The sequence below is a fragment of the Ruegeria conchae genome, assembly GCF_000192475.1.
Classification (GTDB): Bacteria; Pseudomonadota; Alphaproteobacteria; order Rhodobacterales; family Rhodobacteraceae; genus Ruegeria; species Ruegeria conchae.
In genome coordinates this window covers 44,087-53,802 of record NZ_AEYW01000017.1, presented here as the reverse complement: position 1 = coordinate 53,802, position 9,716 = coordinate 44,087, and the positions used below count along the sequence as shown (strand labels likewise).

Genomic DNA, 9,716 nt, shown 5'->3' with positions numbered 1-9,716 from the left:
ATTCCAGTTCCGCAATCTACCACAAGCGCTGACGAGCATCGTCCTTCAGATAAGGGTTGAATTTTGCCGCCCAGAATGCACCTATGATTGAGAGATAGCCCTTTAAAGCTGAAGAAGGAGCGCGACAGCTGCCATCAATTGAGAGCGTTTTTCGAACCGCGCAAATTTATGGGCAAATCGTGCAAGCTTATGCGCAAATACCGCGCAGAATTATGGGCGAACACAGCCGAATTTCCTGAATGTCTTCAATGAAGACAATGCAGCGTTATGAGAACACCTACACTAGATCAGAAATCCAGATTCTCGACGCTTAGCGCATTCTTCTGAATGAATTCTCGACGTGGTTCCACAACGTCGCCCATAAGCTTGGTGAACAGGTCATCGGCCTCCACCATATCGTCAACTCGAACCTGTAATAGTGTCCGGGCATCTGGATCGAGTGTGGTTTCCCACAATTGGTCCGGATTCATCTCACCCAGACCCTTGTAGCGTTGCAGCGACAGGCCCTTTTCGCCTTCTTCCAGAATCGCGCGCAGCAAATCCAGCGGGCCGTGGATGACTTGGGACCGATCGCGGCGGATCAGGGTCGCTGGAGTGTTATAAACCTCTTGCAGGCTTTGGGTGAAGCTGCCGGTTTTGCGCGCTTCGCCCGAGCGGAGCATGGGGCCGTCCAGGGTGCGAACCTCTTCCACGCCGCGCAGGATACGAGCCAGGCGGATGCCGTGATCTTGTGTGATCCTGCCTTGCCATCCGCGTTCATATTCCAGTGCGATCAGATCCAAACGGGCCGCAACCTTGTCAGCCACACCTTGCAGGTCAGCATCCACAGCACCTGGCACAAATGCACCGGCGACGGCGGCTTGCTCAAGGATATGACGCGGGTAATGGGTTGGGAACGCATCCAGCACACGTTTCAGTTGACGCGCTTCATCGACGACGCGGGTCAGGTCCTGGCCAACTAATTCTTCACCGGAACCAAGCTTTAGGACCGCACCTTCGACACCTTGATTAACTAGATATTCATCAAGCGCAGCCTGGTCCTTCAGGTAAACCTCAGATTTACCTCGAGAAACTTTATAGAGTGGCGGTTGCGCGATGTAGAGATACCCCCCTTCGATCAATTCCGGCATCTGCCGATAGAAGAAGGTCAGCAGCAGGGTCCGGATGTGCGCACCATCGACATCCGCATCGGTCATAATGACAATTTTGTGGTAGCGCAGCTTTTCGATGTTGAACTCATCGCGACCAATGCCGGTGCCTAGCGCCATCACAAGGTTCCCGATTTCCTGAGATGACAGCATCCGGTCAAACCGGGCGCGTTCAACGTTCAGGATTTTCCCGCGCAGGGGCAAAACTGCCTGAGTCAGACGGTCCCGGCCCGTCTGGGCAGAGCCTCCTGCCGAGTCCCCCTCGACCAGAAAGACCTCGGTCTTTGATGGGTCTTTCTCGGAACAGTCTTTCAGCTTACCGGCCAAGTAGTTTACATCCATTGCCGTCTTGCGGCGGGTTAAATCACGGGCTTTACGGGCCGCTTCGCGGGCCAAGGCGGCCTCGATGATCTTGCCAACGATCCCCTTGGCCTCGGTCGGATTTTCCTCGAACCACTCGGCTAGTTTTTCGTTCATCAAACCTTCAACCGCCGGGCGCACTTCGGACGACACCAGCTTATCTTTGGTCTGGGATGAGAATTTGGGGTCAGGTACTTTCACCGACAGCACACAGGTCAGGCCTTCACGCGCATCATCGCCGGTAAAGCTCACCTTCTCCTTCTTCGCGATCCCACTGGACTGCGCATAGTTGTTGATTGTTCGGGTCAGAGCGCCCCGGAATCCGGCCACGTGGGTACCGCCGTCCCGCTGTGGGATGTTGTTGGTGAACGGCAGAACCGTCTCGTGATAGCTGTCATTCCACCACATGGCGATTTCAACACCGATATCGTCGCGCTCACCCTTGATATAGATCGGCTCGGGCATCGCCGGGGTCTTGGATCGATCGAGGTATTTGACGAATTCCTTGACGCCGCCTTCATAAAACAGCTCGGTTTCCAGCCGTTCGGCGGGACGTTCGTCGATCAGAATGATCCGCACGCCCGAATTCAGAAAGGCCAGCTCGCGTAGACGTTTTTCCAGCGTTTCGAACGAGTATTCAAGATTCGAAAATGTGCTTGTCGAGGCTAGAAAGCGTACCTCGGTCCCGGTGCGGTCGCCGCATTCGCCCACGACTTTCAGGTGCTCTGCGGTCTCACCACCCTCAAATCTCGCCAAATGCTCCTTGCCAGCGCGCCAGATGCGCAGTTCCAGCCAATCGGATAGTGCGTTCACCACCGATACACCCACACCGTGCAGACCACCCGACACTTTGTACGAGTTGCTGTCGAACTTACCGCCCGCGTGCAGCTGGGTCATGATGACCTCGGCGGCCGAAACGCCTTCTTCGGGGTGAATATCGACCGGAATACCGCGACCGTTGTCGCTGACCGAAACGCTGGAATCGGCGTGGATTTTCACGGTCACATGGTCGGCATGACCGGCCAACGCCTCGTCAATTCCGTTGTCCACGACTTCGTACACCATGTGGTGCAAACCCGAGCCATCATCCGTGTCCCCGATGTACATGCCAGGGCGCTTGCGAACCGCCTCTAACCCTTTGAGAACTTTAATGGAATCAGCGCCGTATTCCTGGGGTGCCTGTGCGTCTTCGGACATGCCGTTAGTACCTATATTATTTTGGTAACTTATACGTTTTCTGGTGGGGAATGTCACGCGATCCCCCAACATTTTGTGGTTCTGATCCGCTTTATTTGCAGATCAAAGCCGATCGAGGTCCGCTGCAATATCTTCGGCGATCTCTGTTGCATTCACATCGTCGCGTTCGGCCGATAATCGCAGCCCTAAAAGGTCAGATTGATAGCGCGAGGCAAGGCGGTCCGGGTCGTGATCAGGGGCGATTTCTCCGGCATCCTGCGCGCGGCGAAACAGGTCTGCAAAACAAGTCTTCATCGAAACCATATGACTACGTGCCTGAGCGGCCAGATCGTGATCCTTTGCCTGCAACTCGGCAAAAGTTTTCGCCAACATGCAGGCTTTGGTCGGCAGCTCTGATGCCTCGATTACGCGACGTGGCTGCGCCTTGAGCGCGCCGAGCGGACCCAGTTCCTCGGCCAAGGTCCCCATGCTGGCAACCCCATCCTGCGCATACCGCTCTAACGCCAGGGCGTAGAGCGTATCTTTCGACCCAAACGCCGCGTAGAAGCTGCCCGGTTTCAGCTTCAGCTCGCGCTCAAGGTCTTTCAGCGACGTTCCTGCCCAGCCGTGACGCCAAAAAATATCACGAGCCTGCGCGATTAGTGCGTCTCGGTCGTATGAGGGCTTGCGAGGCATGGTCTCACCAATACTTGAACGTTCGCTCAAATATATACTTGAGCGATCGCTCAAGAAACCCTAAATACGACCCATCTCGCCAGAAACAGGAGTTTGACATGGCCAATTTCCCGTCCCACGACCTCGAATCTGCCCCAGAAGGATCCAAGCCGCTGCTTGAGAAATCTCAGGCTGCATTCGGGCGCCTGCCCGGTCTGCACAAAGTAATGGCCGAAAGCCCACAGCACCTGGAAGGCTATCAGGTTCTGCACGGCCTTTTCCTGCAGACCGACTTCGACAATGACGAAAAGACCGTTGTCTGGCAGACAATCAACGTAGAAAACGAATGCCATTACTGCGTGCCCGCCCACACTGGAATCGCTAAGATGATGAAAGTCTCGGACGAGATCACAGAGGCACTGCGCAACGAGACTCCGCTTCCCTCGGAAAAGCTTGAGGCACTGCGCACTTTCACCCTGCAGGTGATGGAAACCCGTGGCAACCCGACCGAAGAACAACTGCAGGCGTTCTTCGACGCAGGTTATTCCCACCGCGCGGTTTTGGACGTGGTTCTGGGACTGGCGCAGAAAACCATGTCGAACTACGTCAACCACATGGCCAAAACACCGGTCGACCAGGTTATGCGCGGCTTCCTGTGGGAGCGTAAAGTCAGCGAGCCTGCCTAAGCAGTTACAACCGAGCCTTCGTCGCCCTCGGTTACAATCAATGTTTGGGCCCGGTCGCCCAATTCCGCAAATAGCTCAGGCCCGGTGCCCGTCATCCAGGCCTGAGCGCCCAGCGCACAAATCTCATCGTAAAGCGCGGCGCGACGGTCCGCGTCCAGATGAGCAGCGACCTCATCCAACAGCACAATCGGTGGCGCCCCGACCATGCCCGCCAACGCCCGCGCGTTCGATAGGATCAGCGAAACCAACAGCGCCTTTTGCTCTCCGGTGGAACAGTCTTTGGCGGGCACACCCTTGGCCGCAAACACTCCATAAAGATCTGAACGATGCGGCCCAACCAACGTACGGCCCGCAGCCAAATCCCGAAACCAGCTTTCATTCAACGCTTCGCGCAAATCTTCTGTAGTTTCAGGCATCGCTCCTTCGGTCTGGACAAGTTCCAACTCCGCCGAAGGAAACGCCGTTTCCGCTTGATGCTGTGCCGCCCGTAAATGCTCCAGAGCCGCCTTTCGTGCCGCGTGGATGCGGTGCCCCGTCTCTGCCATCTGTCCCTCCAGCGCCGCATACCAATGGGCGTCTCGAACCTGCTCTTTCAGCAATCGGTTCCGCTCGCGCATCGACTTTTCATAGATCAGTGAGGCTTCGGCGTGAGACGGATCAAAACTCAGCGCAATCCGGTCCAAAAACCGCCGCCGACCCTCGGCACCCTCAATCCACAAGCGATCCATTGAGGGGATCAACCAAACAACGCGCGCCAACTTGCCCAGATCAATCTGACTGGCCGCCTTGTTATCAATCCGAACCTGCCGAGCTGCGCCACCTTCGGACCATGTCTCAATTTCGTAGTTCTGGCCCTGTACGTTCATCAATCCGGACAGCTTCCAACCCAACGCCTCAGGCCTCCGGGTCATCTCAGCCGCACTCGCCCGCCGCATACCGCGTCCGGGCGAGAACAGTGACACTGCTTCCAGAATGTTGGTCTTTCCGGCCCCGTTCGGCCCGTGGATCGCCACCGGTCGCCCGTCCAAGGACAACCGCGCCAGCTTATGAGACCGAAAATGCGAAACGGTAAGCTCGGTCAGGGCCAATCCCATGACCCCTCCCTTTCGTTAGAGATCACCCGATCGGGGCAATCAGACGCGCATCGGCATTACGACGTAAACAGCGCTTTGGTCGTTGCCTTCGCGCATCAGTGTCGGATCACCAGCGGAATTGAACATGAAGACAGCGTTCTCGCGGTCCACTTGAGAAGCGATCTCGAGCAGGTATTTCGCGTTAAAACCAATTTCGAGACGTTCATCCCCATACGCGACAGCCAACTCTTCCTCAGCCGCACCACTGTCGGGTGCATTGACCGACAGGACCAGCTTGTCCGCATCCAGTTGCAGTTTTACAGCTCGTGACCGTTCGGACGAAACGGTCGCCACACGATCCACGGCCTGCGCGAATTCGGCAGCGTCAACCTCTAGCTTGCGCGTATTTCCCTGAGGGATGACGCGCGTGTAGTCAGGGAAAGTCCCATCAATCACTTTCGAGGTGAGCGTGATGTCTGGCGTTGCAAACCGCACCTTGGTTTCGCTGACCGAGACGGCGATGTCCATTTCATCATCATCCAACAGCTTGCGCAGTTCACCCACGGTCTTTCGGGGAACAATTACACCCGGCATATCCGCCGCTCCGTCCGGCAGGTCCGCATCAATACGCGCCAGACGGTGGCCATCGGTCGCCACGCAGCGCAGCACCTTGCCGCCCTCAGAACCATCAGCGACATGCATGTAGACACCGTTCAGATAATAACGGGTCTCTTCGGTAGAAATGGCGAACTTCGATTTGTCGAACAACCGCCGCAGCAGCGCAGCCGACGCCGTAAAGTTCGATTGGTATTCCGAGGACGCCATAACCGGAAAATCCTCTTTCGGCAGCGTCGCCAGCGAGAAGTTCGACCGACCGGCCTCAACCGTCAATCGGCCAGCAGCACTGTCGGCGGTTAAAGTCACCAGCGCCCCATCGGGCAGCTTGCGCACAATCTCATGCAGCGTGGTGGCGGCGACAGTTGTCGCGCCCGCTTTCTCAACCTGCGCAGGAGCCTTGTCGACAACCTCGATATCCAGATCAGTCGCTCGGAACAGCGCCTGATCCCCTTCGGCTTCGATCAGCACATTGGCCAGGATCGGAATGGTGTTGCGACGTTCAACAACAGATTGGGCCTGCGAAACGGCCTTTAGAAGGGTGCCGCGTTCGATGCTGATCTTCATACCCTCAGTTCCTCTGACTTGAGTGCGTACATGGGCGGGACTGGCAAGTTACCGGTTCCGCCCTGAGGCACAAGGATTTTTTGTGAATTTCTGGGTTGGAATGGTCAAACCGTCAAGGCCAACCGGCCATCCCACCGCCAGTTCGCGCGCAATCGTGGATTATTGCGCACATGAAAATACCCCGGCCAGACGGGCGCGGGGCATTTCCAGTACGGTCGCAGATTAGGCTTCCAAAGCCCGGCGCAGCATCTCGACGTCTTCGGCGATCTGGCCATCGGTCAGCTTCAGCTCTTCGATGCGCTTGACGCCGTGCATGACTGTGGTGTGGTCGCGCCCACCGAAACGACGGCCGATTTCCGGCAAAGACCGGCTGGTCAGTTGCTTACACAGATACATCGCCACCTGACGCGGGCGAGCATAAGACCGGAGACGCTTGGGGCCAATGATGTCGCTGAGGCGAATGTTGTAATAGTCCGAGACTTTGCGCTGAATCTCTTCGACAGTGATCTTGCGCTCGGATGCGCGTAGCACATCGGCCAGACAATCCTGCGTCAGCTCCATATCGATCTCACGCCCAACCAGCGAGGCAAACGCGAACAGGCGGGTCAGCGCCCCTTCCAACACGCGCACATTGGTCGATATGCGGTGTGCAAGGAATTCCAATACACCATCAGCAATGGTGAGATCGGGATAAGTGCTGCTGTATTGCTGCACTTTGTTCTGCAGGATTCCCAGACGCAGCTCATAGTCCGTTGGATGAAGATCGACGACAAGGCCGCATTGCAGACGCGATTTCACGCGATCCTCAAGATCCTTGATCTCACCCGGCGCGCGGTCTGCCGAAATGATGATCTGCTTATTCTGGTCCACCAGCGCATTGAAGGTATGAAAGAACTCTTCCTGCGTCGAATCCTTACCCGCGATGAACTGCACGTCATCAACCATAAGCACGTCGACCGAGCGGAACAGATGCTTGAAATCCATCATCCGGCGCTCACGCAGGGCCTGCACAAAACGGTACATGAACTGTTCTGCCGACAGGTACAGAACGTTTAGTTCGGGATGCTTGGTTTTCAGCTCCCAAGCAATGGCGTGCATCAGGTGCGTCTTACCAAGGCCGACACCCCCGTAGAGCACCAGCGGATTGAATGTTACGGGCCCGCCTTCGGAAACGCGGCGCGCGGCGGCGTGAGCCAGCTCATTCGGCTTACCAACAACAAAACTGTCAAAGGTAAAGCGCGCATCCAGCGGTGCCGCCTGTAACGCCTCAAGCGCATCATGCGAGGCCTCAACAACAACGGGCTGCGGAACGGCTTGGGGTTTTGGGGTCTCAGCCTGCGCCGGACGGGTCGGAGAATTAGCAGCGGTGCGGAATGCAAGGCGCTGAACAGGCTCGCCCGCCGTGTTTAGTTCATAAAGAATGAGGTCAGCAAAATTTTGACTTACGTAGTTTCCCATGAAGTTGGTCGGCACAGAAAATACCGCGACGCCATCTTGCAATCCCTGAAACTCTAAAGGTTCGATCCAGGTCGTGAAGTTGTTCTTACCAACAGCCTTCATCAACTTGTTCCGCAACTGTCCCCATTTCTCTTGTGTCATTCGGCGCCTCACGCATCCCATTCTTTATTGGCCTGTCAGCCTTATCAAAATAGTCCGGTATACCGGTTTATTGCGTCCACCCACAAGGATACCCATGCGCCAGGCCACAAGGTCTGGCGGGTCATTTTAACGTTCAGCGCAATCCGATACCGCATTGTCCAACGGTCGGTACAACCCCGAAAACAGGGTGGCGCGTCACAATCCAATTTTTCGACAGGGCCAAGATCATCGGAAAACCCGAGACCCAGAGCAGATCGTCCAACCGACCGAAGCCGATTTTCGAACATTCGTTCCGGATTCCTACTGATGCCCGTCAGTCAGATACCCAGAACAGCCTGTCCCCCCAAGCGAGTGAATCGCTGACTCAGTCGTAGCAAGAGCCCATGGGTCCGGGCAACGAAACTCTGATATTGACTCGGGGTTCAGGACGAAAGAATCTCTCGACTTCGTGAAGGCGCGGCTTTCCGGCAACAATGAAAAAGGCGCCGCTATGCGCGACGCCTTTTTCGCAAATCAACGCTTGACGCGTTTTCCCAAAGAATCAGCCCAGCGCTTTGACGCGTGCCGACAGGCGCGACATTTTGCGGGCTGCGGTGTTCTTGTGGAAGACACCTTTGGTGACGCCACGCATCAGTTCTGGCTGAGCGGCGCGCAGGGCAGCGGTAGCCGCGTCCTTGTCACCGGATGCGATTGCTTCTTCAACTTTGCGCAGATGTGTGCGGATGCGCGAACGGCGTGCTTTGTTTACAGCAAAACGCTTTTCGTTCTGACGAGCGCGTTTCTTTGCCTGGGGCGAATTTGCCATGTGTCTCTGACCTTTTGTTCGGTACGGTTATCTAGGGTTGCGCGCCACGGACATATCCGCACCGGATCAGAAATCACGAGTGTGAGTCGGGCCAAGCGGGCCGCACGCGCATGTATGACGGCGGTCTCTACCCAAGTTTAAAGGTTTTGCCAAGCTGATTCTTCACAAGAGCTTCAGTAGCAAAAAGGCGAGACCAAGCCCGCCTGAATTCACTGAATGTCCGTTATCGTTACTTGTCGCGGAACTGAGCCGCACGTTTTTCCAGAAACGCGGCCATGCCCTCTTTCTGATCTTCAGTTGCAAACATCGAATGGAACACCCGGCGCTCAAACAGCATACCCTCGCTCAGCGGCAACTCATAGCTGCGGTTCACGGCTTCCTTGGCCGCGATTGCCGTGATCTGCGACTTCTCAGCGATCTTCTGCGCTGCGCCGGTTGCTTCTTCGATCAGCTTCTTGGCAGGCACGACGCGGCTGACCAGCCCCGCACGCTCGGCCTCTTCCGCGTCCATGAACCGACCGGTCAAGTTCATGTCCATCGATTTGGACTTGCCTACAAACCGTGTCAAACGCTGGCTGCCGCCGAGTCCTGCGATGACGCCCAGATTGATCTCGGGCTGGCCGAACTTGGCTGTATCCGCTGCGATGATGAAATCACACAGCATTGCCAGCTCACAACCTCCGCCCAGCGCATAACCTGCAACGGCGGCGATGATCGGTTTGCGGATTGCCGATACCCGGTCATTCGCGTCGGCAAAAAGGTTGATGTTGAAGACATCGACATAGCTCATCTCGGACATCTCTTTGATGTCCGCACCAGCCGCAAAAGCTTTGTCCGAGCCGGTGATGACGATGCAGCGCACCTTGTCGTTGCTGTCTGCTTCTTCCAGCGCATCACACAACTCACCCAGTAACTGGGTGTTCAGCGCATTCATCGCATCTGGTCTGTTGAGCTTGATTAGGGCGACGTGGTCTTCGATTTCGACGATGATCGTCTCAAAAGCCATGAGGTG

8 protein-coding genes are annotated in these 9,716 nt (G+C 56.2%); 1 reads left to right on the top strand and 7 read right to left on the bottom strand.

Features of this window, described 5'->3' with window-relative positions; genetic code table 11:
• Positions 1 to 287: 287 nt before the first annotated feature.
• Positions 288 to 2,705 carry a DNA topoisomerase (ATP-hydrolyzing) subunit B gene (gene gyrB / locus G7G_RS0116500; RefSeq protein WP_010442551.1) on the bottom strand — a complete coding sequence of 806 codons (2,418 nt, stop codon included), beginning with the start codon at positions 2,703 to 2,705 and terminating at the stop codon, positions 288 to 290.
• A gap of 102 nt (positions 2,706 to 2,807) precedes the next feature.
• Positions 2,808 to 3,380, bottom strand: a complete 573-nt coding sequence (locus G7G_RS0116495) for a TetR/AcrR family transcriptional regulator (protein WP_010442550.1) — start codon at positions 3,378 to 3,380, stop codon at positions 2,808 to 2,810.
• A gap of 98 nt (positions 3,381 to 3,478) precedes the next feature.
• Between G7G_RS0116495 and G7G_RS0116490 the strand changes: the two genes are divergently transcribed.
• The gene (locus G7G_RS0116490) at positions 3,479 to 4,045 is read left to right on the top strand and encodes a carboxymuconolactone decarboxylase family protein (protein WP_010442549.1); all 567 of its coding nucleotides are present in this window, start codon (positions 3,479 to 3,481) and stop codon (positions 4,043 to 4,045) included.
• On the opposite strand, the gene recF is transcribed toward G7G_RS0116490, so the two are convergent.
• The 5 genes from recF to G7G_RS0116465 all read right to left on the bottom strand — a co-directional run bounded on the left by recF (position 4,042) and on the right by G7G_RS0116465 (position 9,710).
• Positions 4,042 to 5,139, bottom strand: coding sequence for a DNA replication/repair protein RecF (gene recF, locus G7G_RS0116485; RefSeq protein WP_010442548.1), 1,098 nt, complete (start codon positions 5,137 to 5,139; stop codon positions 4,042 to 4,044). The genes G7G_RS0116490 and recF overlap by 4 nt on opposite strands.
• A gap of 39 nt (positions 5,140 to 5,178) precedes the next feature.
• On the bottom strand, positions 5,179 to 6,300 hold the full coding sequence (dnaN, locus tag G7G_RS0116480; RefSeq protein ID WP_010442547.1) for a DNA polymerase III subunit beta: 1,122 nt from the start codon (positions 6,298 to 6,300) through the stop codon (positions 5,179 to 5,181).
• Between the two features lie 222 nt (positions 6,301 to 6,522).
• Positions 6,523 to 7,899 carry a chromosomal replication initiator protein DnaA gene (dnaA, locus tag G7G_RS0116475; RefSeq protein ID WP_010442546.1) on the bottom strand — a complete coding sequence of 459 codons (1,377 nt, stop codon included), beginning with the start codon at positions 7,897 to 7,899 and terminating at the stop codon, positions 6,523 to 6,525.
• A 541-nt stretch (positions 7,900 to 8,440) separates the two neighbouring features.
• Positions 8,441 to 8,704, bottom strand: a complete 264-nt coding sequence (gene rpsT / locus G7G_RS0116470; protein WP_010442545.1) for a 30S ribosomal protein S20 — start codon at positions 8,702 to 8,704, stop codon at positions 8,441 to 8,443.
• Between the two features lie 229 nt (positions 8,705 to 8,933).
• A complete protein-coding gene (locus tag G7G_RS0116465; RefSeq protein ID WP_010442544.1) occupies positions 8,934 to 9,710 on the bottom strand; it encodes an enoyl-CoA hydratase in 777 nt (258 codons plus the stop codon).
• Between the last annotated feature and the right edge of the window lie 6 nt (positions 9,711 to 9,716).